35 protein-coding genes are annotated in these 24,930 nt (G+C 54.8%); all 35 read right to left on the bottom strand.

The window, feature by feature from the left end; all coding sequences use genetic code 11:
• Positions 1-15: 15 nt before the first annotated feature.
• Positions 16-480 carry a bacterioferritin gene (bfr, locus tag J3D54_RS11565; RefSeq protein ID WP_253418107.1) on the bottom strand — a complete coding sequence of 155 codons (465 nt, stop codon included), beginning with the start codon at positions 478-480 and terminating at the stop codon, positions 16-18.
• A 149-nt stretch (positions 481-629) separates the two neighbouring features.
• The gene (locus tag J3D54_RS11560) at positions 630-2,084 is read right to left on the bottom strand and encodes a catalase (protein WP_253418105.1); all 1,455 of its coding nucleotides are present in this window, start codon (positions 2,082-2,084) and stop codon (positions 630-632) included.
• 238 nt (positions 2,085-2,322) lie between these two features.
• Complete coding sequence (rplQ, locus tag J3D54_RS11555) at positions 2,323-2,709, bottom strand: 50S ribosomal protein L17 (protein WP_238963869.1); 387 nt, start codon at positions 2,707-2,709, stop codon at positions 2,323-2,325.
• Between the two features lie 42 nt (positions 2,710-2,751).
• Positions 2,752-3,753, bottom strand: coding sequence for a DNA-directed RNA polymerase subunit alpha (gene rpoA / locus J3D54_RS11550; RefSeq protein ID WP_003186012.1), 1,002 nt, complete (start codon positions 3,751-3,753; stop codon positions 2,752-2,754).
• Positions 3,754-3,775: 22 nt separating this feature from the next.
• The gene (rpsD, locus tag J3D54_RS11545) at positions 3,776-4,396 is read right to left on the bottom strand and encodes a 30S ribosomal protein S4 (protein WP_003176404.1); all 621 of its coding nucleotides are present in this window, start codon (positions 4,394-4,396) and stop codon (positions 3,776-3,778) included.
• 18 nt (positions 4,397-4,414) lie between these two features.
• Positions 4,415-4,804 (bottom strand): 30S ribosomal protein S11, encoded by a 390-nt coding sequence (gene rpsK, locus J3D54_RS11540; RefSeq protein ID WP_002555466.1) that lies wholly within the window; start codon positions 4,802-4,804, stop codon positions 4,415-4,417.
• A 30-nt stretch (positions 4,805-4,834) separates the two neighbouring features.
• Complete coding sequence (gene rpsM, locus J3D54_RS11535) at positions 4,835-5,191, bottom strand: 30S ribosomal protein S13 (RefSeq protein WP_003186020.1); 357 nt, start codon at positions 5,189-5,191, stop codon at positions 4,835-4,837.
• A gap of 130 nt (positions 5,192-5,321) precedes the next feature.
• Positions 5,322-5,438: a 50S ribosomal protein L36 gene (gene rpmJ, locus J3D54_RS11530; RefSeq protein WP_002555468.1), complete on the bottom strand. Its 117-nt coding sequence runs from the start codon at positions 5,436-5,438 to the stop codon at positions 5,322-5,324.
• Positions 5,439-5,465: 27 nt separating this feature from the next.
• The gene (gene secY, locus J3D54_RS11525; RefSeq protein WP_003228718.1) at positions 5,466-6,794 is read right to left on the bottom strand and encodes a preprotein translocase subunit SecY; all 1,329 of its coding nucleotides are present in this window, start codon (positions 6,792-6,794) and stop codon (positions 5,466-5,468) included.
• Positions 6,795-7,232 (bottom strand): 50S ribosomal protein L15, encoded by a 438-nt coding sequence (gene rplO, locus J3D54_RS11520; protein WP_003228720.1) that lies wholly within the window; start codon positions 7,230-7,232, stop codon positions 6,795-6,797. It abuts the gene before it with no gap.
• A gap of 3 nt (positions 7,233-7,235) precedes the next feature.
• Complete coding sequence (rpmD, locus tag J3D54_RS11515; protein ID WP_003176408.1) at positions 7,236-7,412, bottom strand: 50S ribosomal protein L30; 177 nt, start codon at positions 7,410-7,412, stop codon at positions 7,236-7,238.
• A 2-nt stretch (positions 7,413-7,414) separates the two neighbouring features.
• On the bottom strand, positions 7,415-7,915 hold the full coding sequence (gene rpsE, locus J3D54_RS11510; protein ID WP_003186035.1) for a 30S ribosomal protein S5: 501 nt from the start codon (positions 7,913-7,915) through the stop codon (positions 7,415-7,417).
• Between the two features lie 3 nt (positions 7,916-7,918).
• Positions 7,919-8,269: a 50S ribosomal protein L18 gene (gene rplR / locus J3D54_RS11505; RefSeq protein WP_003186037.1), complete on the bottom strand. Its 351-nt coding sequence runs from the start codon at positions 8,267-8,269 to the stop codon at positions 7,919-7,921.
• A gap of 10 nt (positions 8,270-8,279) precedes the next feature.
• On the bottom strand, positions 8,280-8,813 hold the full coding sequence (rplF, locus tag J3D54_RS11500) for a 50S ribosomal protein L6 (protein WP_003176412.1): 534 nt from the start codon (positions 8,811-8,813) through the stop codon (positions 8,280-8,282).
• A gap of 12 nt (positions 8,814-8,825) precedes the next feature.
• Positions 8,826-9,218 (bottom strand): 30S ribosomal protein S8, encoded by a 393-nt coding sequence (rpsH, locus tag J3D54_RS11495; protein WP_003186040.1) that lies wholly within the window; start codon positions 9,216-9,218, stop codon positions 8,826-8,828.
• Between the two features lie 210 nt (positions 9,219-9,428).
• Positions 9,429-9,734: a 30S ribosomal protein S14 gene (rpsN, locus tag J3D54_RS11490; RefSeq protein ID WP_003176414.1), complete on the bottom strand. Its 306-nt coding sequence runs from the start codon at positions 9,732-9,734 to the stop codon at positions 9,429-9,431.
• A 13-nt stretch (positions 9,735-9,747) separates the two neighbouring features.
• A complete protein-coding gene (gene rplE, locus J3D54_RS11485; protein ID WP_003210069.1) occupies positions 9,748-10,287 on the bottom strand; it encodes a 50S ribosomal protein L5 in 540 nt (179 codons plus the stop codon).
• A gap of 20 nt (positions 10,288-10,307) precedes the next feature.
• Positions 10,308-10,622 (bottom strand): 50S ribosomal protein L24, encoded by a 315-nt coding sequence (gene rplX, locus J3D54_RS11480; protein WP_007896770.1) that lies wholly within the window; start codon positions 10,620-10,622, stop codon positions 10,308-10,310.
• 11 nt (positions 10,623-10,633) lie between these two features.
• On the bottom strand, positions 10,634-11,002 hold the full coding sequence (gene rplN, locus J3D54_RS11475; protein WP_002555479.1) for a 50S ribosomal protein L14: 369 nt from the start codon (positions 11,000-11,002) through the stop codon (positions 10,634-10,636).
• A 23-nt stretch (positions 11,003-11,025) separates the two neighbouring features.
• Entirely contained in the window at positions 11,026-11,292 is a 267-nt protein-coding gene (rpsQ, locus tag J3D54_RS11470) for a 30S ribosomal protein S17 (RefSeq protein WP_003176419.1), read from the bottom strand.
• 2 nt (positions 11,293-11,294) lie between these two features.
• A complete protein-coding gene (gene rpmC, locus J3D54_RS11465) occupies positions 11,295-11,486 on the bottom strand; it encodes a 50S ribosomal protein L29 (protein ID WP_002555481.1) in 192 nt (63 codons plus the stop codon).
• On the bottom strand, positions 11,486-11,899 hold the full coding sequence (gene rplP, locus J3D54_RS11460; protein WP_003228729.1) for a 50S ribosomal protein L16: 414 nt from the start codon (positions 11,897-11,899) through the stop codon (positions 11,486-11,488). Before rplP ends, rpmC begins: the two co-directional genes overlap by 1 nt.
• Before the next feature lie 12 nt (positions 11,900-11,911).
• Positions 11,912-12,598, bottom strand: a complete 687-nt coding sequence (gene rpsC, locus J3D54_RS11455) for a 30S ribosomal protein S3 (protein WP_003176422.1) — start codon at positions 12,596-12,598, stop codon at positions 11,912-11,914.
• A gap of 13 nt (positions 12,599-12,611) precedes the next feature.
• Positions 12,612-12,944, bottom strand: coding sequence for a 50S ribosomal protein L22 (gene rplV, locus J3D54_RS11450; protein ID WP_003103908.1), 333 nt, complete (start codon positions 12,942-12,944; stop codon positions 12,612-12,614).
• 11 nt (positions 12,945-12,955) lie between these two features.
• On the bottom strand, positions 12,956-13,231 hold the full coding sequence (rpsS, locus tag J3D54_RS11445) for a 30S ribosomal protein S19 (protein WP_002555486.1): 276 nt from the start codon (positions 13,229-13,231) through the stop codon (positions 12,956-12,958).
• A 16-nt stretch (positions 13,232-13,247) separates the two neighbouring features.
• Positions 13,248-14,072, bottom strand: a complete 825-nt coding sequence (gene rplB / locus J3D54_RS11440; RefSeq protein WP_003210080.1) for a 50S ribosomal protein L2 — start codon at positions 14,070-14,072, stop codon at positions 13,248-13,250.
• A 14-nt stretch (positions 14,073-14,086) separates the two neighbouring features.
• Positions 14,087-14,386 (bottom strand): 50S ribosomal protein L23, encoded by a 300-nt coding sequence (gene rplW / locus J3D54_RS11435; protein WP_002555488.1) that lies wholly within the window; start codon positions 14,384-14,386, stop codon positions 14,087-14,089.
• Positions 14,383-14,985, bottom strand: a complete 603-nt coding sequence (gene rplD / locus J3D54_RS11430; protein WP_003228735.1) for a 50S ribosomal protein L4 — start codon at positions 14,983-14,985, stop codon at positions 14,383-14,385. Before rplD ends, rplW begins: the two co-directional genes overlap by 4 nt.
• A 12-nt stretch (positions 14,986-14,997) precedes the next feature.
• The gene (gene rplC / locus J3D54_RS11425) at positions 14,998-15,633 is read right to left on the bottom strand and encodes a 50S ribosomal protein L3 (protein WP_003186059.1); all 636 of its coding nucleotides are present in this window, start codon (positions 15,631-15,633) and stop codon (positions 14,998-15,000) included.
• A gap of 80 nt (positions 15,634-15,713) precedes the next feature.
• Positions 15,714-16,025 (bottom strand): 30S ribosomal protein S10, encoded by a 312-nt coding sequence (gene rpsJ / locus J3D54_RS11420; RefSeq protein WP_003186070.1) that lies wholly within the window; start codon positions 16,023-16,025, stop codon positions 15,714-15,716.
• Positions 16,026-16,183: 158 nt separating this feature from the next.
• The gene (gene tuf, locus J3D54_RS11415; RefSeq protein ID WP_007933700.1) at positions 16,184-17,377 is read right to left on the bottom strand and encodes an elongation factor Tu; all 1,194 of its coding nucleotides are present in this window, start codon (positions 17,375-17,377) and stop codon (positions 16,184-16,186) included.
• Positions 17,378-17,407: 30 nt separating this feature from the next.
• Positions 17,408-19,513, bottom strand: coding sequence for an elongation factor G (fusA, locus tag J3D54_RS11410; RefSeq protein ID WP_007933703.1), 2,106 nt, complete (start codon positions 19,511-19,513; stop codon positions 17,408-17,410).
• A gap of 30 nt (positions 19,514-19,543) precedes the next feature.
• Complete coding sequence (gene rpsG, locus J3D54_RS11405) at positions 19,544-20,014, bottom strand: 30S ribosomal protein S7 (RefSeq protein ID WP_002555493.1); 471 nt, start codon at positions 20,012-20,014, stop codon at positions 19,544-19,546.
• Positions 20,015-20,133: 119 nt separating this feature from the next.
• Positions 20,134-20,505: a 30S ribosomal protein S12 gene (gene rpsL, locus J3D54_RS11400; protein ID WP_003186084.1), complete on the bottom strand. Its 372-nt coding sequence runs from the start codon at positions 20,503-20,505 to the stop codon at positions 20,134-20,136.
• A gap of 218 nt (positions 20,506-20,723) precedes the next feature.
• The gene (rpoC, locus tag J3D54_RS11395) at positions 20,724-24,923 is read right to left on the bottom strand and encodes a DNA-directed RNA polymerase subunit beta' (RefSeq protein ID WP_253418103.1); all 4,200 of its coding nucleotides are present in this window, start codon (positions 24,921-24,923) and stop codon (positions 20,724-20,726) included.
• Positions 24,924-24,930 lie beyond the last annotated feature (7 nt).

Below are 24,930 nucleotides of genomic sequence, written 5' to 3'. Positions count from 1 at the left end.
CGCAAGCCTAAAAGATCAGAACTGCGATTGCAGGTAATTCTCCAGACCGACCAGCTTGATCAGACCCAGCTGTTTCTCCAGCCAATAGGTGTGATCTTCCTCAGTGTCGTTCAGCTGAATGCGCAGGATCTCGCGGCTGACGTAATCCTTGTGCAGCTCACAAAGCTCAATGCCTTTGCATAGAGCGGCACGAACTTTATATTCCAGACGCAGGTCAGCGGCGAGCATATCCGGCACGGTGGTGCCGACATCGAGATCGTCCGGACGCATGCGCGGCGTACCTTCGAGCATCAGGATCCGACGCATCAGCGCGTCAGCATGCTGCGCCTCTTCTTCCATCTCATGGTTGATACGCTCGTAGAGCTCGGTGAACCCCCAGTCCTCGTACATCCGCGAATGGATGAAATATTGATCACGCGCTGCCAGCTCGCCTGTCAGCAACGTGTTGAGGTAATCGATTACGTCTGGGTGACCTTGCATCGCCCTACATCTCCCTGCTTGAAAGTCTGTAGTTTGAACCAACCTGCCCCGAAGGTCACTCGTCTGTCGCAATAAAAGCGAAGATATTCTGAGAAAATGGGTTCAAATAACGCAAAAACCGCCCAGATGAGGGCGGTTCTGCTTATCGTTTAGACTTCGTTAAGCTGTAAACCCAACGCCTTTGCAATGCCTTCTCCATAAGCCGGATCGGCCTTGAAGAAATGCTGCAGTTGACGATCAATCACGTCGCCGGAAACCCCGGCCATTGCGCCGGCAATGTTGTTGATCAGCAGCGTTTTCTGCTCATCGTTCATCAGACGGAACAGCGCACCCGCGTGACTGTAGTAGTCGGTATCTTCGCGATGATCGTAACGGTCAGCCGCGCCGCTCAAGGCCAGGGCAGGTTCCGCGTAACGCGGCGCCTGTTTCGGTGATTCTATGTAGCTGTTCGGCTCGTAGTTCGGCGCCGCACCGCCATTGCTACCAAACGCCATCGAACCATCGCGCTGGTAAGTGTTAACCGGACTACGAGGAGCATTCACCGGCAGTTGCTGGTGATTGGTGCCCACACGGTAGCGGTGAGCATCCGCGTAAGCGAACACACGCCCCTGCAGCATGCGGTCAGGTGACAGGCCGACACCTGGCACCATGTTGCTTGGACCGAACGCGGCCTGCTCGACTTCAGCGAAGTAGTTCAGCGGATTGCGGTTGAGCTCAAGCTCGCCCACTTCGATCAATGGGAACTCTTTCTGCGACCAGGTCTTGGTTACGTCGAACGGGTTCTCGTAGTGAGCCGCGGCCTGGGCCTCGGTCATGATCTGAATGTTGACACTCCATTTCGGGAAGTCACCGCGCTCAATGGCGCCGAACAGGTCACGTTGTGCGTAATCCGGATCGGTACCGGCCAGGCGTGCCGCTTCTGCCGGAGCGAGGTTCTTGATCCCTTGTTTGGTTTTGTAGTGCCACTTCACCCAGTGACGCTCACCGTTGGCGCTGATCAAGCTGTAGGTGTGGCTGCCGAAGCCGTGCATGTGACGGTAACCGTCAGGGATACCTCGATCCGAAAACAGGATAGTGACCTGGTGCAGCGCCTCAGGCGAATGCGACCAGAAATCCCACATCATCTGCGCGCTTTTCAGGTTGCTTTGCGGCAGACGCTTCTGGGTGTGGATAAAGTCAGGGAATTTCAGCGGATCACGGATGAAGAACACCGGCGTATTGTTACCGACGATGTCCCAGTTGCCTTCCTCGGTATAGAACTTCAGGGCAAAACCGCGCGGGTCACGCTCGGTGTCAGCCGAACCGCGTTCGCCACCCACGGTGGAGAACCGCAGGAAAGTCGGGGTTTGCTTCCCCACGGCCTCAAACAGCTTGGCACTGGTGTACTGAGTGATATCGCGAGTCACAGTGAACGTGCCGTAAGCACCCGAACCTTTTGCGTGCACGCGACGCTCCGGGATGTTTTCACGGTTGAAGTGAGCAAGCTTCTCGATCAGGTGAAAATCGTCGAGCAGCAAAGGACCGCGAGGGCCGGCGGAGCGGGAGTTCTGGTTGTCGGCGACAGGAGCGCCACTGGCGGTCGTAAGCGTTTTGTTCTGGCTCATGCGATCTCTTCCTTTGTCAGTCTTGGAACTGCCGGCTAATCGGCTTGGTGCGAAGTATTGATCATCATCATGACAGCCACAAATTCATTAATTTGCAAACATCAATAGAAAATTACTAATGATCAACCCACGCATATAGTGCCGACAGGGGAAGATTTGAAGCTTGTACGTAGAGCGCATTTCTTACGGGCACAAAAAACCGGGCACTAGACCCGGTTCTTTGTTTCAGACTGACGTCTTACTCAGCGGATACAGCTTCACCGCCGATAGCACGATCAACCAACTCGACGTACGCCATAGGCGCGTTGTCGCCAGCGCGGAAACCGCACTTGAGGATGCGCAGGTAGCCACCCTCACGGGTAGCGTAACGCTTGCCCAGGTCGTTGAAGAGCTTACCAACGATAGCTTTCGAACGAGTACGGTCGAAAGCCAGACGGCGGTTAGCCAGGCTGTCTGTCTTGGCCAAAGTGATCAGCGGCTCAGCAACGCGGCGCAGTTCTTTGGCTTTTGGCAGTGTAGTTTTGATCAGCTCGTGCTCGAACAGCGACACCGCCATGTTTTGAAACATGGCCTTGCGGTGCGAGCTGGTGCGGCTCAGGTGACGACCACTTTTACGATGACGCATGGTTCATTCCTTACCAAACACAACGTTCGGTGATTACGACGATCAGGCAGTCGCCTTGTCGTCCTTCTTAAGACTTGCAGGCGGCCAGTTGTCGAGGCGCATGCCGAGGGACAGACCGCGGGAGGCCAGAACGTCCTTGATTTCAGTCAAGGATTTCTTGCCAAGGTTCGGAGTCTTCAACAGCTCTACTTCGGTACGCTGAATCAGGTCGCCGATGTAGTAGATGTTTTCCGCCTTAAGGCAGTTAGCCGAACGTACAGTCAGTTCCAGATCGTCAACCGGGCGAAGCAAGATCGGATCGATCTCGTCTTCCTGCTCGACAACCACTGGCTCACTGTCACCTTTGAGGTCGACGAACGCAGCCAACTGCTGTTGCAGAATGGTTGCAGCACGGCGAATAGCCTCTTCAGGATCCAGGGTACCGTTGGTTTCCAGATCAATAACCAGCTTGTCCAGGTTAGTACGCTGTTCGACACGGGCGTTTTCCACCACGTATGCGATACGGCGAACCGGGCTGAACGAAGAGTCAAGCTGCAAGCGACCGATGCTGCGGCTTTCGTCTTCATCGCTCTGACGCGAGTCTGCCGGTTCATAACCACGACCACGAGCTACGGTGAGCTTCATGTTCAGGGCGCCGTTAGACGCCAGGTTAGCGATTACGTGATCGGGGTTAACGATCTCGACATCATGATCCAGCTGAATATCGGCAGCGGTAACCACCCCCGAACCCTTCTTCGACAAGGTCAGCGTAACTTCGTCTCGACCGTGCAGCTTGATAGCCAGACCTTTAAGGTTCAACAGGATTTCAATTACATCTTCCTGTACACCTTCGATGGCGCTGTACTCGTGGAGCACACCGTCAATCTCGGCCTCGACTACTGCACAGCCGGGCATTGAGGACAACAGGATGCGGCGCAGCGCGTTGCCCAGGGTGTGGCCGAAACCACGCTCGAGAGGCTCGAGTGTGATCTTGGCGCGGGTTGGACTGACAACCTGCACATCAATATGGCGGGGTGTCAGGAACTCATTTACCGAAATCTGCATGGATGCACCTATTTTCTAGCCCTTACTTGGAGTAGAGCTCGACAATCAGGCTTTCGTTGATGTCGGCGGACAGATCACTGCGAGCAGGAACGTTCTTGAAAACGCCCGACTTCTTCTCAGTGTCTACTTCTACCCATTCTACGCGGCCACGTTGGGCACACAGATCGAGAGCTTGGACAATGCGAAGTTGGTTCTTTGCTTTCTCGCGAACTGCGACCACGTCACCAGCACGAACCTGGTAGGACGGAACGTTTACGGTCTGACCGTTAACGCTGATCGACTTGTGCGATACCAGCTGACGGGATTCGGCACGAGTAGAGCCAAAACCCATACGGTATACAACGTTGTCCAGACGGCATTCGAGCAGTTGCAACAGGTTTTCGCCAGTTGCGCCTTTCTTGCCAGCAGCTTCTTTGTAGTAGCCGCTGAATTGACGCTCGAGAACGCCGTAGATACGACGGACCTTCTGCTTTTCACGCAGTTGGGTGCCGTAATCGGACTGGCGACCGCGGCGTTGGCCGTGGATACCAGGTGCTGCTTCGATGTTGCACTTCGATTCGATCGCGCGCACGCCGCTCTTCAGAAAGAGATCGGTGCCTTCGCGACGAGCGAGTTTGCATTTTGGACCAATGTAACGAGCCATTCTTTACAATCTCCTGGATTACACGCGGCGCTTCTTCGGCGGACGGCACCCGTTGTGCGGGATTGGCGTCACGTCGGTGATGCTGGCGATCTTGTAGCCACAGCCGTTCAAAGCGCGGACTGCAGATTCACGACCTGGACCTGGACCTTTGACGTTAACGTCGAGGTTTTTCAGGCCGTATTCCAGCGCAGCTTGACCAGCACGCTCAGCAGCTACTTGAGCAGCGAACGGGGTGGACTTGCGGGAACCGCGGAAACCCGAACCACCGGAGGTAGCCCAAGAAAGAGCGTTACCTTGACGGTCGGTGATGGTCACGATGGTGTTGTTAAAAGAAGCATGGATGTGGGCGATGCCATCAACCACTGTCTTTTTAACTTTTTTACGAGGACGAGCAGCAGGTTTTGCCATGATTAATTTCCTGTCGATTCGCTGGGGCGATTACTTGCGGATCGGCTTACGCGGACCTTTACGGGTACGCGCGTTGGTCTTGGTACGCTGACCGCGTACTGGCAGACCACGACGATGACGCAGACCGCGATAGCAACCGAGGTCCATCAAACGCTTGATTTTCATGTTGATTTCGCGACGCAGGTCACCTTCAGTGGTGAACTTCGCCACTTCGCCACGCAGCTGTTCAATCTGCTCGTCGCTCAGATCTTTGATCTTTGCCGCTGGGTTTACCCCAGTCACTGCACAAATTTTCTGTGCAGTAGTGCGACCAACACCATAGATGTAGGTCAGCGAGATAACAGTATGCTTGTTATCTGGAATGTTAACGCCTGCAATACGGGCCATTCAGTGGGACTCCAATTGACAGCTACCTACGCCCCGGAAGCCAAGAAATAGGGCGCGAGATAATATCGCTGTAATAACAAATAATCAACCCGGCAGCGCACTAGCTGCCGGGCTTGAAGCACAATCACACTCAGCCTTGGCGCTGTTTGTGACGCGGTTCCGCGCTGCAAATTACTCGAACAACACCTTCGCGGCGAATAATCTTGCAGTTACGGCACAGCTTTTTCACCGATGCACGAACTTTCATCACCAACTCCTCGAACCTTATGGGTACTCAGCGCAACATGCCGCTGCCGTAACCCTTCAGGTTGGCTTTCTTCATCAGGGATTCGTACTGGTGCGAAACGAGGTGCGATTGTACTTGGGACATGAAGTCCATCACAACCACGACCACGATCAGCAACGAGGTCCCGCCAAGGTAGAACGGTACGTTTGCTGCAACCACCAGGAACTGGGGCAACAGGCAGACGGCCGTCATGTAAAGAGCACCGAACATGGTCAAGCGAGTCAGAACGCCATCAATGTAGCGCGCAGACTGCTCACCTGGACGGATGCCCGGAATAAAGGCACCGGACTTCTTCAGGTTTTCCGCTACGTCTTTCGGATTGAACATCAACGCCGTATAGAAGAAGCAGAAGAAAATAATCCCTGCACTAAACAGCAGAATATTCAACGGCTGACCAGGAGCGATCGACTGCGAGATGTCCTGCAACCAGCCCATACCTTCAGACTGACCGAACCAGGCACCCAACGAAGCCGGGAACAGCAAAATGCTGCTCGCGAAAATAGCCGGAATAACACCGGCCATGTTCACCTTCAGCGGCAAGTGGCTGGTCTGCGCAGCGAAGACCTTGCGGCCCTGCTGACGCTTGGCGTAGTGAACAGCAATACGACGCTGGCCACGCTCAATGAACACCACGAAACCGATAATCGCTACTGCCAGCAAACCGATGGCAACCAGGGCGAAGATGTTGATATCACCCTGACGTGCAGACTCGAAAGACTGCCCGATCGCTCTCGGAAGACCGGCGACGATACCCGAAAAAATCAACATCGAGATACCGTTGCCAACACCACGCTCAGTAATCTGCTCACCTAGCCACATCATGAACATCGCGCCAGCCACAAAAGTGGATACCGCGACGAAATGGAAGCCAAAGTCACCAGTGAACGCAACGCCCTGCCCCGCCAGACCAATGGACATGCCAATAGCCTGAACAAGAGCGAGGACGACAGTGCCGTAGCGGGTGTACTGGCTGATCTTGCGACGGCCAGCTTCACCTTCCTTCTTCAACTGCTCCAGCTGCGGGCTGACGGCGGTCATCAGCTGCATGATGATCGATGCCGAAATGTACGGCATGATCCCCAGTGCAAAGATGCTCATCCGTTCCAGCGCGCCGCCGGAAAACATGTTGAACAAGCTAAGAATGGTCCCCTCATTCTGTCGAAACAGGTCCGCGAGTCGGTCCGGGTTGATACCTGGAACCGGGATGTGTGCGCCTATTCGGTAGACGATAATCGCCAGGAACAGAAAACGCAGACGAGCCCAGAGTTCAGACATACCGCCTTTGCCGAGCGCAGAGAGAGCACCTTGCTTAGCCATTTATTCCTCGAACTTGCCGCCAGCTGCTTCGATAGCCGCACGCGCACCTTTGGTGGCGCCGATTCCCTTTCCGATGGTGACAGCGCGAGTAACTTCGCCGGACAGCATGATTTTCACACGCTGAACGTTGACGTTGATCACGTTGGCATCTTTCAGGGACTGCACGGTGACGATGTCGCCTTCCACCTTAGCCAGCTCGGACAGACGCACTTCTGCGCGGTCCATGGCCTTCAGGGAAACGAAACCAAACTTCGGCAGGCGACGATGCAGCGGCTGTTGACCGCCTTCAAAGCCTGGAGCAATGGTGCCACCGGAGCGGGAGGTTTGACCTTTGTGGCCACGGCCACCAGTCTTACCCAAACCGCTACCGATACCACGGCCCGGACGATGCTTTTCGCGACGGGAACCCGGCGCTGGACTCAGATCATTGAGCTTCATCGATTAACCCTCGACACGCAGCATGTAGTAAGCCTTGTTGATCATCCCGCGATTCTCGGGAGTATCCTGGACTTCTACAGTGTGACCGATGCGACGCAGACCCAGACCCTTAACGCACAGTTTGTGGTTAGGGATGCGGCCGGTCATGCTTTTGATCAGCGTAACTTTAACGGTAGCCATGATCAGAAGATCTCCTTGACGCTTTTGCCACGCTTGGCGGCAATGGATTCAGGAGACTGCATTGCTTTCAAACCCTTGAAAGTGGCGTGAACCACGTTTACCGGATTAGTCGAGCCGTAGCACTTGGCCAGAACGTTCTGAACGCCAGCAACTTCGAGGACAGCACGCATAGCGCCGCCAGCGATGATACCGGTACCTTCAGAAGCAGGCTGCATGTACACCTTCGAAGCGCCGTGAGCGGACTTCATTGCGTACTGCAGAGTGGTGCCGTTCAGATCAACTTGGATCATGTTGCGGCGAGCAGCTTCCATTGCCTTCTGGATCGCAGCAGGCACTTCACGCGACTTGCCACGGCCGAAGCCAACGCGCCCTTTACCATCACCAACCACGGTCAACGCGGTGAAAGTGAAGATACGGCCGCCTTTAACGGTTTTGGCTACGCGGTTAACTTGAACCAGCTTCTCGATGTAGCCTTCGTCGCGCTTTTGGTCGTTATTTGACATAACTTAGAACTCCAGCCCAGCTTCACGAGCAGCATCAGCCAGCGCCTTGACGCGGCCGTGGTACTTGAAGCCAGAGCGGTCGAAAGCCACCTGCGAGACGCCAGCGGCTTTAGCACGCGTAGCGACCAGCTGGCCAACCTTAGTGGCCGCGTCAATGTTGCCAGTGGCACCATCACGCAGTTCTTTATCCAAAGTCGAGGCACTTGCCAGGACTTTGTTGCCGTCGGCCGAAATGACCTGGGCGTAGATGTGCTGCGACGAGCGGAACACGCAGAGACGCACGACTTCGAGTTCGTGCATTTTCAGGCGTGCTTTGCGAGCGCGACGCAGTCGAGTAACTTTTTTGTCGGTCATTTGCTATGCCCTACTTCTTCTTGGCTTCTTTACGACGGACGACTTCGTCCGCGTAGCGCACACCTTTGCCTTTGTACGGCTCTGGTGGACGGAAGTCGCGGATCTCGGCGGCCACTTGACCTACCAGCTGCTTGTCGATGCCCTTGATCAGGATATCGGTCTGGCTAGGAGTCTCAGCGGTGATGCCTTCCGGCAGTTCATAATCCACTGGGTGCGAGAAGCCAAGAGCCAGGTTCAGCACTGTGCCTTTTGCTTGCGCTTTGTAACCAACACCGACCAGCTGGAGCTTACGCTCGAAGCCTTGGCTAACGCCTTGGACCATGTTGTTTACCAACGCACGAGTGGTACCAGCCATTGCGCGAGTTTGTTGATCGCCATTGCGAGCAGCGAAACGCAACTCACCAGCTTCTTCAACGATCTCAACGGACGAATGGATGTTCAGTTCGAGAGTACCCTTGGCACCCTTCACCGAAAGCTGTTGGCCTGCGAATTTGACTTCGACACCGGCTGGCAGCTTAACGGGGTTCTTAGCGACGCGTGACATGCTTATCCCCCCTTAGAACACAGTGCAAAGAACTTCGCCGCCGACACCGGCAGCGCGCGCAGCACGATCCGTCATCACACCTTTGTTGGTGGAGACGATAGACACACCGAGACCGCCACGAACTTTTGGCAGATCATCGACGGACTTGTACTGACGCAGGCCTGGACGGCTAACGCGCTTCACTTCCTCGATGACCGGACGGCCTTCGAAGTACTTCAGCTCGATGGACAGCAGTGGCTTGATTTCGCTGCTGATCTGATAACCCGCAATGTAACCTTCATCCTTCAGGACTTTGGCAACAGCTACCTTCAAAGTAGAAGATGGCATGCTTACGACGGACTTTTCAGCCATCTGGGCATTACGGATTCGAGTTAGCATGTCCGCTAACGGGTCCTGCATACTCATGGGCTAGACGCTCCTAATACACAAAAAATTAGCCTTGCGGCTACTACGTGTCGCCGAGTACATCCGCGCAAAAAAAGCACGGGCTCAGGCGAGCCGGGTATTCTAGACACACCCCACAAATGAATCAAGCCCCAATAGGGGCTTGATTCAAGTTCAAGGTCACCGATGGTCAGGATCTTGCGACCCCGAACACCGAGACTTTGACAGTGCTTACCAGCTGGCTTTAACCAGACCAGGTACGTCACCACGCATTGCAGCTTCACGCAGCTTGTTACGGCCCAGGCCGAACTTGCGGTAAACGCCGTGTGGACGACCGGTCAGGCGGCAGCGGTTACGCATGCGCGAAGCGCTTGCGTCACGTGGCTGCTTCTGCAGAGCTACTGTAGCTTCCCAACGCGCTTCTGGACTTGCGTTCAGATCAACGATGATAGCTTTCAGTGCTGCACGCTTTTTGGCGTACTTGGCAACCGTGAGCTGACGCTTCAGCTCGCGGTTTTTCATGCTCATCTTGGCCATTTTCCTACTCCAATCAGTTGCGGAACGGGAATTTGAAAGCACGCAACAGGGCGCGACCTTCATCATCGTTCTTGGCAGTGGTGGTCAGGGTAATGTCCAGACCGCGGAGAGCATCGATCTTGTCGTAGTCGATTTCCGGGAAGATGATCTGCTCTTTAACACCCATGCTGTAGTTACCACGACCATCGAAGGACTTGGCATTCAGGCCGCGGAAGTCGCGAACCCGAGGCAGGGAGATCGACAGCAGACGATCCAGGAACTCGTACATACGCTCACGGCGCAGGGTCACTTTGACGCCGATCGGCCAACCTTCACGGACTTTAAAGCCAGCGATGGATTTCCGAGCGTAGGTCACAACGACTTTCTGGCCGGTGATCTTTTCCAGGTCAGCAACAGCGTGCTCGATGACTTTTTTGTCGCCGATCGCTTCGCCCAGACCCATGTTCAGGGTGATTTTGGTAACGCGCGGAACTTCCATCACGTTCGAAAGCTTAAGTTCTTCCTTAAGTTTCGGTGCGATTTCCTTCCGGTAAATCTCTTTTAGTCGTGCCATGGTCTTCTACCTAGCAGTGTTCAAGCATCAACCGCTTTTTGGGTCGACTTGAAGACACGAATTTTCTTACCGTCTTCTACTTTGAAACCAACGCGGTCAGCCTTGTTGGTTTCGCCGTTGAAGATGGCGACGTTGGAAGCGTGCAGTGGCGCTTCTTTCTCGACGATACCGCCCTGTACGCCCGACATCGGGTTAGGCTTGGTATGACGCTTGACCAGGTTCAGACCACCAACGACCAGACGGTCATCAGCGAGAACCTTCAGCACCTTACCGCGCTTACCTTTGTCTTTGCCGGCGATCACGATGATCTCGTCGTCACGACGAATCTTTTGCATGTCGGATCTCCTTACAGCACTTCTGGGGCGAGCGAGACGATCTTCATGAACTTCTCAGTACGAAGTTCACGGGTCACTGGCCCAAAGATACGGGTGCCGATCGGCTCTTGCTTGTTGTTCAGAAGAACAGCAGCGTTGCCATCAAAGCGGATAATAGAGCCATCTGCACGGCGAACGCCGTGACGAGTGCGGACTACAACAGCAGTCATCACTTGGCCTTTTTTCACCTTACCGCGAGGAATTGCTTCCTTCACGGTAACTTTGATGATGTCACCGATACCAGCGTAACGACGATGGGAGCCACCCAGCACCTTGATGCACATAACACGGCGAGCGCCGCTGTTATCGGCCACATCGAGCATGGATTGAGTCTGAATCATATAATTTCTCCGACCCCTAGTCCTTAGACTTCCACAGCGCGTTCGAGAACATCAACCAGCGCCCAAGACTTGGTCTTGGCCAAAGGACGAGTTTCACGAATAGTGACTTTGTCGCCAATGTGGCACTGATTGGTTTCGTCGTGCGCGTGCAGCTTAGTCGAACGCTTAACGTATTTACCGTAGATCGGGTGCTTAACGCGACGCTCGATCAGAACGGTGATGGTTTTGTCCATCTTGTCGCTGACAACACGGCCAGTCAGCGTACGGACAGTTTTTTCGGCTTCAGCCATGATTACTTACCTGCCTGCTGGTTGAGCACAGTCTTCACGCGAGCAATGTCACGCTTAACTTGCGAGAGCAGATGAGACTGCCCCAACTGGCCAGTTGCTTTCTGCATACGCAGATTGAACTGGTCGCGCAGCAGGCCGAGCAGTTGCTCGTTCAGCTGCTGTGCGGATTTTTCACGAAGTTCATTCGCTTTCATCACATCACCGTCCGTTTAACAAAGGAGGTGGCGAGCGGCAGCTTTGCAGCAGCCAGGGCGAAAGCCTCACGCGCCAGCTCTTCAGAAACACCCTCGATTTCATACAGGACTTTGCCTGGCTGAATCTGGGCAACCCAGTACTCCACGTTACCCTTACCTTTACCCATCCGAACTTCGAGTGGCTTTTTGGAAATAGGCTTGTCCGGGAATACACGGATCCAGATCTTACCGCCACGCTTAACGTGACGGGTCAGTGCACGACGCGCTGACTCAATCTGACGAGCGGTGAGACGACCACGAGCAACAGACTTCAGCGCGAACTCGCCGAAGCTGACTTTGCTACCGCGCAATGCCAGGCCACGGTTGTGACCAGTCATTTGCTTGCGGAACTTCGTACGCTTTGGTTGCAACATTTGGCGTACCCCTTACTTAGCAGCTTTTTTACGAGGCGCTGGTGCTTGTGGTTTCAGTTCTTCTTGGCGACCACCAATTACTTCGCCTTTGAAGATCCAAACCTTTACACCGATCACACCATAAGTGGTGTGAGCTTCGTAGTTGGCATAGTCGATGTCGGCACGCAGGGTGTGCAGAGGCACACGACCTTCGCGATACCATTCAGTACGTGCGATTTCAGCACCGCCGAGACGACCGCTCACTTGGATTTTGATGCCTTTGGCACCAATGCGCATGGCGTTCTGAACAGCGCGCTTCATAGCGCGACGGAACATTACGCGACGCTCCAGCTGCTGAGCTACGCTCTGCGCAACCAGCATACCGTCGAGCTCCGGCTTGCGGATCTCTTCGATATTGATGTGCACAGGCACACCCATTTGCTTGGTCAGGTCCTGACGCAGTTTCTCAACATCTTCACCTTTCTTCCCGATAACGATACCTGGACGAGCAGTGTGGATGGTGATACGTGCAGTCTGAGCCGGACGATGGATATCGATACGGCTTACGGACGCGCTTTTTAGTTTGTCTTGGAGATACTCACGCACCTTCAGATCAGCGAACAAATAGTCCGCATAAGTCCGACCGTCTGCGTACCAGACGGAGGTGTGCTCCTTGACGATTCCCAGGCGAATGCCAATGGGATGTACTTTCTGACCCATCTCTTCGACTCCGTTACTTGTCAGCAACCTTGACAGTGATATGGCAAGACCGCTTGACGATGCGATCAGCACGGCCTTTGGCACGTGGCATGATGCGCTTCAGCGAACGCCCTTCGTTGACGAAAACGGTGCTGACCTTAAGGTCATCAACGTCTGCGCCTTCGTTATGCTCGGCGTTGGCTACGGCCGACTCCAGCACTTTCTTCATGATCTCGGCGGCTTTCTTACTGCTGAAAGCCAACAGGTTGAGCGCTTCGCCCACCTTCTTCCCGCGGATCTGGTCGGCGACCAAGCGGGCTTTCTGGGCGGAGATTCGAGCGCCCGACAACTTAGCGGCTACTTCCATTTCCTAACCCCTTAACGCTTGGCTTTCTTGTCTGCCACGTGCCCACGATATGTGCGGGTACCGGCGAACTCGCCCAGTTTGTGGCCGACCATGTCTTCGTTAACGAGAACTGGGACGTGTTGACGACCGTTGTGTACTGCGATGGTCAGACCGACCATTTGTGGCAGGATCATCGAGCGACGCGACCAGGTTTTAACTGGTTTGCGATCGTTCTTTTCCGCCGCCACTTCGATCTTCTTCAGTAGGTGAAGATCGATAAAAGGACCTTTTTTCAGAGAACGTGGCACTGTCGTATCCCTCTATTTACTTGCGACGACGGACGATCATTTTGTCGGTACGCTTATTACCACGAGTCTTCGCGCCCTTAGTCGGGAAGCCCCATGGCGATACCGGATGACGACCACCAGAGGTACGACCTTCACCACCACCATGTGGGTGGTCAACCGGGTTCATGGCAACACCACGAACGGTTGGGCGAACGCCACGCCAGCGTTTGGCACCAGCTTTACCCAGCGAACGCAGGCTGTGCTCGGAGTTCGAGACTTCACCCAGGGTCGCGCGGCACTCAGCCAGCACTTTACGCATCTCACCAGAACGCAGACGCAGGGTCACGTAGACACCTTCACGAGCGATCAGCTGAGCCGAAGCACCAGCGGAACGAGCGATTTGCGCGCCTTTACCTGGCTTCAATTCGATGCCGTGTACGGTGCTACCAACTGGAATGTTACGCAGTTGCAGAGCGTTGCCCGGCTTGATCGGTGCCAGAGCACCTGCGATCAGCTGGTCGCCAGCACTCACGCCTTTAGGCGCGATGATGTAGCGACGCTCGCCATCTGCGTACAACAGCAGAGCGATGTGAGCAGTACGGTTTGGATCGTATTCGATACGCTCGACAGTGGCAGCGATGCCATCTTTGTCGTTGCGACGGAAATCGACCAGACGATAATGCTGCTTATGGCCACCACCGATGTGACGAGTGGTAATACGACCATTGTTGTTACGACCACCAGTCTTCGATTTTTTCTCGAGCAGCGGTGCGTGAGGAGCGCCTTTATGCAGCTCCTGGTTGACCACCTTGACCACAAAACGGCGGCCAGGGGAAGTCGGTTTGCATTTAACGATTGCCATGATGCACCCCTTCCTTACTCAGCACTGCTGCTGAAATCGAGATCTTGGCCTGGCTGAAGGGAGATAACCGCCTTCTTCCAGTCATTACGCTTGCCCAGACCGCGAGCAGTGCGCTTGCTCTTACCCAGAACATTCAGGGTAGTAACACGCTCTACTTTCACGCTGAACAGGCTTTCGACGGCCTTCTTGATTTCCAGCTTGGTTGCGTCAGTGGCAACCTTGAAAACGAACTGGCCTTTCTTGTCTGCCAGAACCGTAGCCTTCTCGGAAACGTGCGGGCCAAGCAGAACTTTAAATACGCGTTCCTGGTTCATCCCAGCAGCTCCTCGAATTTCTTCACGGCCGACACGGTGATCAACACCTTGTCGTATGCGATCAGACTAACTGGATCGGAACCTTGCACATCACGTACATCAACGTGCGGCAGGTTACGAGCAGCCAGGTACAGGTTCTGATCAACAGCATCCGACACGATCAGAACGTCGGTCAGGCTCATGTTGTTCAGTTTGCCCAGCAGGTCTTTGGTTTTCGGCGTTTCAACAGCGAAATCCTGAACCACAACCAGACGATCAGTACGCACCAGCTCAGCAAGGATGGAACGCATTGCTGCGCGATACATCTTCTTGTTCAGCTTCTGGGAGTGATCCTGAGGACGAGCTGCGAAAGTGGTACCGCCGCCACGCCAGATTGGGCTACGGATAGTACCGGCACGAGCACGGCCAGTACCTTTCTGACGCCATGGGCGCTTACCGCCACCACGAACGTCGGAACGGGTCTTTTGCTGCTTGCTACCTTGACGGCCGCCGGCCATGTAGGCCACGACTGCTTGGTGAACCAGCGTCTCGTTGAATTCGCCGCCAAATGTCAGTTCGGAAACTTCGATCGCTTGAGCGTCATTTACATTTAATTGCATGTCAGCTTCCCCTTAACCGCGAGCCTTGGCTGCTGGACGTACAACCAAGTTGCCGCCAGTAGCGCCAGGAACAGCACCCTTGACCAACAACAGATTGCGTTCAGCGTCCACGCGCACTACTTCGAGGGACTGCACGGTCACGCGCTCAGCGCCCATATGACCGGACATTTTCTTGCCCTTGAATACACGACCAGGAGTCTGGCACTGGCCGATAGAGCCTGGAACGCGGTGGGATACGGAGTTACCGTGGGTGTTATCTTGCCCGCGGAAATTCCAACGCTTGATCGTACCCTGGAAGCCTTTACCCTTGGACTGACCGGTCACATCAACCAGTTGACCAGCGGCGAAGATTTCAGCGTTGATCAGATCGCCGGCCTGGTACTCGCCTTCTTCAAGGCGGAATTCCATTACGGTACGACCAGCGGCAACGTTCGCCTTAGCGAAGTGGCCAGCTTGCGCAGCTGTAACACGCGAAGCACGACGCTCGCCTACAGTGACTTGCACTGCACGATAGCCATCGGTCTCTTCAGTTTTGAACTGGGTGACGCGATTCGGCTCGATCTCAATGACCGTGACCGGAATGGAGACACCTTCTTCGGTGAAAATACGGGTCATACCGCATTTACGACCGACTACACCAATAGTCATGTTGTAAACCTCATGAGTGTACGGGGCTTTCACCCGCTATGGCCGCCCATTTCAGAGCGTTACACGACTAAGACCGAGTCTTAGCCGAGGCTGATCTGCACTTCCACACCGGCCGCAAGATCAAGCTTCATAAGAGCATCAACGGTTTTATCCGTTGGCTGGACGATATCCAGAACGCGCTTATGAGTACGGATCTCGTACTGGTCACGCGCGTCTTTGTTGACGTGCGGGGAGACCAGAACGGTGAACCGCTCTTTACGGGTAGGCAGTGGAATTGGACCACGCACTTGAGCACCAGTACGTTTCGCGGTTTCCACGATTTCCTGGGTGGATTGGTCGATCAGGCGATGGTCAAAAGCCTTCAACCTGATACGGATTTGCTGATTTTGCATTGGATTTCAGACTCCGGCTGCTATTCCCACCGGGCGCAATACGCCCGTTAAAAGGAGGCGCAATTCTATAGACGCCCCCGATAGGTGTCAACCCAATAAAAAAGCCCCCGCTGAGCGGGGGCTTTTTCAAAGCATCGAAGCTATCTCAGAAGAGAAGCTTACTCGATGATTTTAGCTACAACGCCAGCACCAACGGTACGGCCGCCTTCGCGAATAGCGAAACGCAGACCGTCTTCCATTGCGATGGTTTTGATCAGGGTAACAGTCATTTGAATGTTATCGCCTGGCATTACCATTTCAACGCCTTCTGGCAGCTCGCAGTTACCAGTCACGTCAGTAGTACGGAAGTAGAACTGTGGACGGTAGCCTTTGAAGAACGGAGTGTGACGACCGCCTTCTTCTTTGCTCAGAACGTAAACTTCTGCGGTGAACTTGGTGTGCGGCTTAACGGTACCTGGCTTAACCAGAACCTGACCACGCTCCACGTCATCACGCTTGGTGCCGCGCAGCAGCACGCCGCAGTTCTCGCCAGCACGACCTTCGTCGAGCAGCTTGCGGAACATTTCAACACCGGTGCAGGTGGTGACGGTAGTGTCACGCAGACCAACGATTTCCAGTGGATCCTGAACGCGAACGATACCGCGCTCGATACGACCAGTCACAACAGTACCGCGACCCGAGATCGAGAATACGTCTTCGATTGGCATCAGGAACGGCTTGTCGGTCAGACGAACTGGTTCTGGGATGTAGCTGTCCAGAGTTTCAACCAGTTTCTTGACGGCAGTGGTGCCCATCTCGTTATCGTCCAGACCATCCAGCGCCATACGAGCGGAACCGATGATGATTGGAGTGTCGTCGCCTGGGAAGTCGTAAGTGCTCAGCAGATCGCGCACTTCCATCTCAACCAGCTCCAGCAGCTCAGCGTCGTCTACCAGGTCAGCCTTGTTCAGGAAAACCACGATGTACGGAACGCCTACCTGACGGGACAGCAGGATGTGCTCACGGGTTTGCGGCATCGGACCATCAGCGGCCGAACAAACCAGGATAGCGCCGTCCATTTGAGCAGCACCGGTGATCATGTTCTTCACATAGTCAGCGTGACCTGGGCAGTCAACGTGAGCGTAGTGACGGATCTTCGAGTTGTACTCAACGTGAGCGGTGTTGATGGTGATACCGCGAGCTTTCTCTTCTGGTGCGCTGTCGATCTTGTCGAAGTCAACACGAGCCGAACCGAAAACTTCGGAGCAGACGCGAGTCAGAGCAGCGGTCAGAGTGGTTTTACCGTGGTCAACGTGACCGATAGTGCCAACGTTGACGTGCGGTAGGGAACGATCAAATTTTTCTTTAGCCACGACAATTAACTCCTTGCCTAAAGGACTGAATCAGCCTTGTTTTTTGGTAACGGTTTCGACGATGTGCGACGGAGCCGTATTGTATTTTTTGAATTCCATAGAGTAGCTTGCGCGACCCTGAGACATGGAACGAACGTCGGTCGCATAACCGAACATCTCGCCCAACGGAACCTCGGCACGAATTACTTTACCGGAAACCGTATCTTCCATACCCAGAATCATGCCGCGACGACGGTTAAGGTCGCCCATCACGTCACCCATATAGTCTTCAGGCGTAACAACCTCTACCGCCATGATCGGCTCAAGCAACTCACCACCACCCTTCTGGGCCAGTTGCTTGGTCGCCATGGAAGCAGCCACCTTAAACGCCATCTCGTTCGAGTCGACGTCGTGGTAAGAACCATCAAACACGGTAGCCTTCAGGCCGATCAGCGGATAGCCGGCAACAACACCGTTCTTCATCTGCTCTTCGATACCCTTCTGGATAGCCGGGATGTATTCCTTAGGAACCACACCACCCACTACTTCGTTCAGGAATTGCAGACCTTCCTGACCTTCGTCAGCAGGTGCAAAACGGATCCAGCAATGACCAAACTGGCCACGACCGCCGGACTGACGAACGAACTTGCCTTCGATTTCGCAGCTCTTCGTGATGCGCTCACGGTACGAAACTTGAGGCTTACCGATGTTGGCTTCGACGTTGAACTCACGGCGCATCCGGTCAACCAGGATGTCCAGGTGCAGCTCGCCCATGCCGGAGATGATCGTTTGACCAGTCTCTTCATCAGTTTTGACGCGGAAAGACGGGTCTTCCTGAGCAAGTTTGCCCAGAGCGATACCCATTTTTTCCTGGTCATCCTTGGTCTTAGGCTCTACGGCAACCGAAATAACCGGTTCCGGGAAGTCCATGCGAACCAGGATGATTGGCTTGTCAGCGTTGCACAAAGTTTCACCAGTGGTGACGTCCTTCATGCCGATCAAGGCCGCGATGTCACCAGCGCGTACTTCCTTGATTTCTTCACGGGCGTTTGCGTGCATTTGCACCATACGACCCACGCGCTCTTTCTTGCCTTTTACCGAGTTGATCACGCCGTCACCGGAGGCCAACACGCCCGAGTAAACCCGAACAAAGGTCAAGGTACCCACGAATGGGTCGGTAGCGATCTTGAACGCCAGAGCCGCAAAAGGCTCGTCGTCGCTTGCATGACGCTCCATTTCCTCTTCCTCGTTATCCGGGTTGGAACCCTTGATAGCAGGAATGTCGGTTGGAGCAGGCAGGAAGTCGATAACGGCGTCGAGAACCAGGGGAACACCCTTGTTCTTGAAGGAAGAACCGCAAACAGCCAGAACGATCTCACCAGCGATAGTACGCTGACGCAGAGCGGCCTTGATTTCCTCGATGGAGAGTTCTTCCCCTTCGAGATACTTGTTCATCAGCTCTTCGTTGGCTTCGGCCGCAGCCTCAACCATGTTGCTGCGCCACTCTTCAGCCAGCTCTTGCAGCTCGGCAGGAATGTCCTTGCGAACAGGGACCATACCTTTGTCAGAGTCATTCCAGTAGACAGCTTGCATGTTGATCAGATCGATCTGACCCTGGAAGTTGTCTTCGGAACCGATAGCCAATTGAATCGGCACCGGAGTGTGACCCAGACGCTGCTTGATCTGACCGATCACGCGCAGGAAGTTAGCACCCGCACGGTCCATCTTGTTTACGTAAACAAGACGTGGAACGCCGTATTTGTTGGCCTGACGCCATACGGTTTCCGACTGAGGCTCAACACCCGAAGTACCGCAGAACACAACGACAGCGCCGTCGAGTACGCGCAGGGAGCGCTCAACTTCAATAGTGAAGTCTACGTGGCCCGGGGTATCGATAACGTTGAAACGGTGTTCGTGCGAGTACTGCTTCTCGGAACCTTTCCAGAAGGCGGTGATAGCAGCAGAAGTAATGGTAATACCACGCTCCTGCTCCTGCACCATCCAGTCTGTGGTCGCGGCGCCATCATGCACCTCGCCCATTTTGTGACTTTTGCCAGTGTAAAAAAGGACGCGCTCGGTGGTGGTGGTTTTACCAGCATCCACGTGAGCAACGATACCGATGTTACGGTAGCGGCTAATCGGAGTAGTACGAGCCATAAAGCCCTCGCAAAATTAGTGAAGCTAAAATTAGAAGCGGTAGTGCGAGAAAGCCTTGTTGGCTTCAGCCATACGGTGCACGTCTTCACGCTTCTTAACAGCAGCACCTTTACCTTCAGCAGCGTCCAACAGTTCGCCAGCCAAACGCAGAGCCATAGACTTCTCGCCGCGCTTACGGGCGAAGTCTACCAACCAGCGCATTGCCAGCGCGTTACGACGGGACGGACGAACTTCGACCGGAACCTGGTAAGTAGCACCGCCTACACGGCGCGACTTTACTTCGACCAGCGGAGCGATGGCGTCGAGAGCTTTCTCGAAGATTTCCAGGGGGTCGCTGTTCTTGCGCTCTTTAACCTTTTCCAGCGCGCCATAAACGATACGCTCGGCAACGGCTTTTTTGCCGCTCTCCATCACGTGGTTCATGAACTTGGCCAGGATTTGGCTTCCGTATTTTGGATCGTCAAGCACTTCGCGCTTGGCTGCTACGCGTCTTCTTGGCATGGATAAGCCCTCAAACGGTCTTCAGGTTCGCTCGGAATCGGTGCCCTTTCGGGACGCCTCCGACCTTACTCTTATCGACTCAGAAAAATAGAAATCGGTTTTTTTGCTGCAAGCGACTATTACTTCGGACGCTTGGTACCGTACTTCGAACGACCTTGGTTACGACCTTTAACGCCGGAAGTATCCAAAGAGCCGCGAACGGTGTGATAACGAACACCTGGCAAGTCTTTTACACGACCGCCGCGGATCAGTACCACGCTGTGCTCTTGCAGGTTGTGGCCTTCACCGCCGATGTACGAGGAAACCTCGAAACCGTTGGTCAGACGCACACGGCATACTTTACGCAGTGCCGAGTTAGGTTTTTTCGGCGTAGTGGTATACACACGGGTGCATACGCCACGACGTTGCGGGCAGTTCTGCAGCGCAGGCACGTCGGATTTCTCGACGATACGCTTACGCGGCTGACGTACCAGCTGGTTGATAGTTGCCATCTACTAGCTCCACTGTTGTCTTGCGACGCTATTGTCTTGCAAGAAAAGCAAAATGGCAGGAACGAATCCCCGCCAAATTTAGGGGTACAAGAGTCTAAAGAGGATCTTGCCCCCAGTCAAGGCAAGGCCCCGACCTCTCCCCCCATCCAACCTCGACAAATTGTCTCGACTGGATGAACGGAGCGATCAGGGCCTGCACTCATTTACTACCGCAGAACTCAGTTACCACTCGAGTTCAGCGCTTCGGTCAGTGCAGCTTCTACTTCACTGGCGCTCACGCGCAACGGTTTGTCAGCATCACGACGGCGCTTGCGCTCGCTGTGATAAGCCAGACCGGTACCGGCCGGGATCAGACGACCCACGACCACGTTTTCTTTCAGGCCGCGCAGGTAATCGCGCTTGCCGGTTACCGCCGCCTCGGTCAGTACGCGAGTGGTTTCCTGGAAGGAAGCCGCCGAGATGAACGATTCGGTGGACAACGACGCCTTGGTGATACCCAGCAGAACGCGAGTGAACTTGGAGACAAATTTGTCTTCAGCGCTCAGACGCTCGTTCTCTACCAGCACGTGAGTCAATTCCATCTGGTCGCCCTTGATGAAACTGGAATCGCCGGATTCAGCGATCTCAACTTTACGCAGCATCTGACGCAGGATGGTCTCGATGTGCTTGTCGTTGATCTTCACGCCCTGCAGACGGTAAACGTCCTGGATCTCGTTCACGATGTACTTGGCCAGCGCACTCACACCCAACAGACGCAGGATGTCATGTGGATCGCTCGGACCGTCGGAGATAACTTCGCCGCGGTTTACCTGTTCGCCTTCGAAGACGTTCAGGTGACGCCACTTCGGAATCAGCTCTTCGTACGGATCGCTACCGTCGTTCGGGGTGATGACCAGACGGCGCTTGCCCTTGGTCTCTTTACCGAACGCGATGGTGCCGCTGACTTCAGCCAGAATCGAGGCTTCTTTCGGACGACGGGCTTCGAACAAGTCGGCAACACGCGGCAGACCACCGGTGATGTCACGAGTCTTCGAAGTCTCTTGCGGAATACGAGCGATAACATCACCGATCGCGATTTTCGCACCGTCCGCTACACCGACCAGAGCGTTAGCAGGCAGGAAGTACTGAGCAATTACGTCGGTACCCGGCAGCAAGAGATCCTTGCCGTTGTCATCAACCATCTTCACAGCAGGACGGATATCTTTACCGGCAGCTGGACGGTCTTTGGCGTCGAGTACTTCAATGTTGGTCATACCGGTCAATTCGTCAGTCTGACGCTTGATCGTGATGCCTTCTTCCATGCCCACGTAGGTCACGGTACCTTTCATTTCGGTAACGATTGGGTGAGTGTGCGGATCCCACTTGGCCACGATTGCGCCAGCGTCGACCTTGTCACCTTCTTTAACCGAAATCACAGCACCGTACGGCAGCTTGTAGCGCTCACGCTCACGACCGAAGTCATCAGCGATTGCCAGCTCACCGGAACGGGACACAGCAACCAGGCAACCATCCACTCGCTCAACGTGCTTCAGGTTATGCAGACGGACGGTACCGCCATTCTTCACCTGAACGCTGTCGGCTGCGGAGGTCCGGCTTGCCGCACCACCAATGTGGAACGTACGCATGGTCAGCTGGGTACCCGGCTCACCGATGGACTGGGCAGCGATAACGCCGACCGCTTCACCGATGTTCACCTGGTGACCACGAGCCAAGTCACGGCCGTAGCACTTGGCGCAAATGCCGTAGCGGGTTTCGCAGCTGATCGGCGAACGCACGATCACTTCGTCGATGCTGTTCAGCTCGATGAACTCGACCCACTTCTCGTCTACCAGAGTGCCGGCAGGAACAATAACTTCCTCGGTACCCGGCTTGAATACGTCACGGGCAATGACACGACCCAATACGCGCTCACCCAACGGCTCAACAACGTCACCGCCTTCAATGTGCGGAGTCATTACCAGGCCATGTTCGGTGCCGCAATCGATCTCGGTCACAACCAGATCCTGCGCCACGTCTACCAGACGACGAGTCAGGTAACCGGAGTTCGCAGTTTTCAACGCGGTATCCGCCAGACCTTTACGAGCACCGTGAGTAGAGATGAAGTACTGGAGTACGCTCAAACCTTCACGGAAGTTCGCAGTAATCGGCGTTTCAATGATGGAGCCGTCGGGCTTGGCCATCAGACCACGCATACCGGCGAGCTGACGGATCTGCGCAGCAGAACCCCGTGCGCCCGAGTCGGCCATCATGTACATCGAGTTGAAGGATTCCTGGTCGACTTCGACGCCATGACGGTCGATGACCTTCTCTTTCGAGAGGTTGGCCATCATCGCCTTGGAAACTTCGTCGTTCGCCTTGGACCAAAGGTCGATCACTTTGTTGTACTTCTCGCCCTGGGTTACCAGGCCGGAGGCGTACTGACTTTCGATCTCTTTCACTTCGTCGGTGGCTGCACCGATGATGCGGGCTTTTTCATCCGGGATAACGAAGTCGTTAACACCGATGGAAACGCCGGAGATGGTCGAATAGGCAAAACCGGTATACATCAACTGGTCAGCGAAGATCACGGTCTCTTTCAAACCAACCACGCGGTAGCACTGGTTGATCAGCTTGGAGATCGCCTTCTTCTTCATCGGCAGGTTGACGACGTCGAAGGACAGACCTTTTGGCACAACCTGGAACAACAGCGCACGGCCGACAGTAGTGTCGACGATACGAGTGTTGGTCACGCTGCCGCCATCACGATCGTTCACGGTTTCGTTGATCCGCACCTTGACCTTGGCGTGCAGTGCGGCTTCGCCGGCACGGAACACACGGTCAACTTCCTGCAGATCCGCGAACACACGACCTTCGCCCTTGGCGTTGATCGCTTCACGAGTCATGTAGTAAAGACCCAATACAACGTCCTGCGACGGAACGATGATTGGCTCACCGTTGGCTGGCGACAGAATGTTGTTGGTCGACATCATCAACGCACGCGCTTCCAACTGGGCTTCCAGTGTCAGCGGTACGTGCACGGCCATTTGGTCGCCGTCGAAGTCGGCGTTGTACGCAGCACAGACCAGAGGGTGCAGCTGGATAGCCTTACCTTCGATCAGTACCGGTTCAAACGCCTGGATACCCAGACGGTGAAGGGTCGGTGCACGGTTGAGGAGAACCGGGTGTTCGCGAATCACTTCAGCGAGAACGTCCCAAACCTCTGGCAGCTCGCGCTCGACCATCTTCTTGGCCGCTTTGATGGTGGTAGCAAGACCACGCATTTCCAGCTTGCCGAAAATGAACGGCTTGAACAGCTCGAGAGCCATCTTCTTCGGCAGACCGCACTGGTGCAGACGCAGGGTCGGACCTACGGTAATTACCGAACGACCGGAGTAGTCAACGCGCTTACCGAGCAAGTTCTGACGGAAACGACCTTGCTTACCCTTGATCATGTCAGCCAGGGATTTCAGAGGACGCTTGTTGGAACCAGTGATAGCGCGGCCACGACGACCGTTGTCGAGCAGCGCATCGACGGCTTCCTGCAACATACGCTTTTCGTTGCGCACGATGATGTCCGGAGCGGACAGATCAAGCAGGCGCTTCAAGCGGTTGTTACGGTTGATTACTCGACGATACAGATCGTTGAGGTCGGAAGTCGCGAAACGACCGCCATCCAATGGGACCAGTGGACGCAGATCTGGCGGCAGAACCGGCAGAACGGTCAGCACCATCCACTCAGGCAGGTTGCCGGAACCCTGGAAGGCTTCCATCAACTTCAGACGCTTGGACAGCTTCTTGATTTTGGTTTCGGAGTTGGTTTGCGGAATTTCTTCACGCAGGCGGCCAATCTCGTGTTCCAGGTCGATAGCGTGCAGCAGTTCACGGACAGCTTCGGCACCCATGCGGGCATCGAAATCGTCACCGAACTCTTCCAGCGCTTCGAAGTACTGCTCGTCGTTGAGCAGCTGACCTTTTTCAAGGGTGGTCATGCCTGGATCGATAACGACATAGCTCTCGAAGTAGAGAACGCGTTCGATATCACGCAGGGTCATGTCCATCAGCAAACCGATACGGGACGGCAGCGATTTCAGGAACCAGATGTGGGCTACTGGAGAGGCCAGTTCGATGTGCGCCATGCGCTCGCGACGAACTTTTGCCAACGCGACTTCAACACCGCACTTCTCGCAGATCACACCACGGTGCTTCAAGCGCTTGTACTTACCGCACAGGCACTCGTAATCCTTTACCGGGCCAAAGATCTTGGCGCAGAACAGGCCGTCACGCTCAGGTTTGAACGTACGGTAGTTGATGGTTTCCGGCTTTTTAACTTCACCGAACGACCACGAACGGATCATCTCAGGCGATGCCAGTCCAATACGGATGGCGTCGAACTCTTCGACTTGACCCTGGTTTTTCAGCAAATTCAGTAGGTCTTTCAAGGCCTTT

Source organism: Pseudomonas sp. GGS8 (assembly GCF_024168645.1).
Classification (GTDB): Bacteria; Pseudomonadota; Gammaproteobacteria; order Pseudomonadales; family Pseudomonadaceae; genus Aquipseudomonas.
This window is presented reverse-complemented; position numbering and strand designations above follow the sequence as displayed.

What these genes read in the sequence shown, in the direction of transcription:
- bfr (WP_253418107.1), bottom strand. Translation starts at nt 480, where the DNA reads ATGCAAGGTCACCCAGACGTAATCGATTACCTCAACACGTTGCTGACA.
- J3D54_RS11560 (WP_253418105.1), bottom strand. Translation starts at nt 2,084, where the DNA reads ATGAGCCAGAACAAAACGCTTACGACCGCCAGTGGCGCTCCTGTCGCC.
- rplQ (WP_238963869.1), bottom strand. Translation starts at nt 2,709, where the DNA reads ATGCGTCATCGTAAAAGTGGTCGTCACCTGAGCCGCACCAGCTCGCAC.
- rpoA (WP_003186012.1), bottom strand. Translation starts at nt 3,753, where the DNA reads ATGCAGATTTCGGTAAATGAGTTCCTGACACCCCGCCATATTGATGTG.
- rpsD (WP_003176404.1), bottom strand. Translation starts at nt 4,396, where the DNA reads ATGGCTCGTTACATTGGTCCAAAATGCAAACTCGCTCGTCGCGAAGGC.
- rpsK (WP_002555466.1), bottom strand. Translation starts at nt 4,804, where the DNA reads ATGGCAAAACCTGCTGCTCGTCCTCGTAAAAAAGTTAAAAAGACAGTG.
- rpsM (WP_003186020.1), bottom strand. Translation starts at nt 5,191, where the DNA reads ATGGCCCGTATTGCAGGCGTTAACATTCCAGATAACAAGCATACTGTT.
- rpmJ (WP_002555468.1), bottom strand. Translation starts at nt 5,438, where the DNA reads ATGAAAGTTCGTGCATCGGTGAAAAAGCTGTGCCGTAACTGCAAGATT.
- secY (WP_003228718.1), bottom strand. Translation starts at nt 6,794, where the DNA reads ATGGCTAAGCAAGGTGCTCTCTCTGCGCTCGGCAAAGGCGGTATGTCT.
- rplO (WP_003228720.1), bottom strand. Translation starts at nt 7,232, where the DNA reads ATGAAGCTCAATGATCTGAGTCCAGCGCCGGGTTCCCGTCGCGAAAAG.
- rpmD (WP_003176408.1), bottom strand. Translation starts at nt 7,412, where the DNA reads ATGGCTACCGTTAAAGTTACGCTGATCAAAAGCATGACCGGCCGCATC.
- rpsE (WP_003186035.1), bottom strand. Translation starts at nt 7,915, where the DNA reads ATGTCAAATAACGACCAAAAGCGCGACGAAGGCTACATCGAGAAGCTG.
- rplR (WP_003186037.1), bottom strand. Translation starts at nt 8,269, where the DNA reads ATGACCGACAAAAAAGTTACTCGACTGCGTCGCGCTCGCAAAGCACGC.
- rplF (WP_003176412.1), bottom strand. Translation starts at nt 8,813, where the DNA reads ATGTCACGCGTCGCTAAGAACCCCGTTAAGCTGCCAGCCGGTGTCGAA.
- rpsH (WP_003186040.1), bottom strand. Translation starts at nt 9,218, where the DNA reads ATGAGTATGCAGGACCCGTTAGCGGACATGCTAACTCGAATCCGTAAT.
- rpsN (WP_003176414.1), bottom strand. Translation starts at nt 9,734, where the DNA reads ATGGCCAAGATGAGCATGAAAAACCGCGAGCTGAAGCGTCAGCTCACG.
- rplE (WP_003210069.1), bottom strand. Translation starts at nt 10,287, where the DNA reads ATGGCACGACTAAAAGAGATTTACCGGAAGGAAATCGCACCGAAACTT.
- rplX (WP_007896770.1), bottom strand. Translation starts at nt 10,622, where the DNA reads ATGCAAAAGATTCGTCGTGACGACGAGATCATCGTGATCGCCGGCAAA.
- rplN (WP_002555479.1), bottom strand. Translation starts at nt 11,002, where the DNA reads ATGATTCAGACTCAATCCATGCTCGATGTGGCCGATAACAGCGGCGCT.
- rpsQ (WP_003176419.1), bottom strand. Translation starts at nt 11,292, where the DNA reads ATGGCTGAAGCCGAAAAAACTGTCCGTACGCTGACTGGCCGTGTTGTC.
- rpmC (WP_002555481.1), bottom strand. Translation starts at nt 11,486, where the DNA reads ATGAAAGCGAATGAACTTCGTGAAAAATCCGCACAGCAGCTGAACGAG.
- rplP (WP_003228729.1), bottom strand. Translation starts at nt 11,899, where the DNA reads ATGTTGCAACCAAAGCGTACGAAGTTCCGCAAGCAAATGACTGGTCAC.
- rpsC (WP_003176422.1), bottom strand. Translation starts at nt 12,598, where the DNA reads ATGGGTCAGAAAGTACATCCCATTGGCATTCGCCTGGGAATCGTCAAG.
- rplV (WP_003103908.1), bottom strand. Translation starts at nt 12,944, where the DNA reads ATGGAAGTAGCCGCTAAGTTGTCGGGCGCTCGAATCTCCGCCCAGAAA.
- rplB (WP_003210080.1), bottom strand. Translation starts at nt 14,072, where the DNA reads ATGGCAATCGTTAAATGCAAACCGACTTCCCCTGGCCGCCGTTTTGTG.
- rplW (WP_002555488.1), bottom strand. Translation starts at nt 14,386, where the DNA reads ATGAACCAGGAACGCGTATTTAAAGTTCTGCTTGGCCCGCACGTTTCC.
- rplD (WP_003228735.1), bottom strand. Translation starts at nt 14,985, where the DNA reads ATGCAATTAAATGTAAATGACGCTCAAGCGATCGAAGTTTCCGAACTG.
- rplC (WP_003186059.1), bottom strand. Translation starts at nt 15,633, where the DNA reads ATGACTATTGGTGTAGTCGGTCGTAAATGCGGTATGACCCGTATTTTC.
- rpsJ (WP_003186070.1), bottom strand. Translation starts at nt 16,025, where the DNA reads ATGCAAAATCAGCAAATCCGTATCAGGTTGAAGGCTTTTGACCATCGC.
- fusA (WP_007933703.1), bottom strand. Translation starts at nt 19,513, where the DNA reads ATGGCTCGTACTACTCCGATTAGCCGCTACCGTAACATCGGTATCGTT.
- rpsG (WP_002555493.1), bottom strand. Translation starts at nt 20,014, where the DNA reads ATGCCAAGAAGACGCGTAGCAGCCAAGCGCGAAGTGCTTGACGATCCA.
- rpsL (WP_003186084.1), bottom strand. Translation starts at nt 20,505, where the DNA reads ATGGCAACTATCAACCAGCTGGTACGTCAGCCGCGTAAGCGTATCGTC.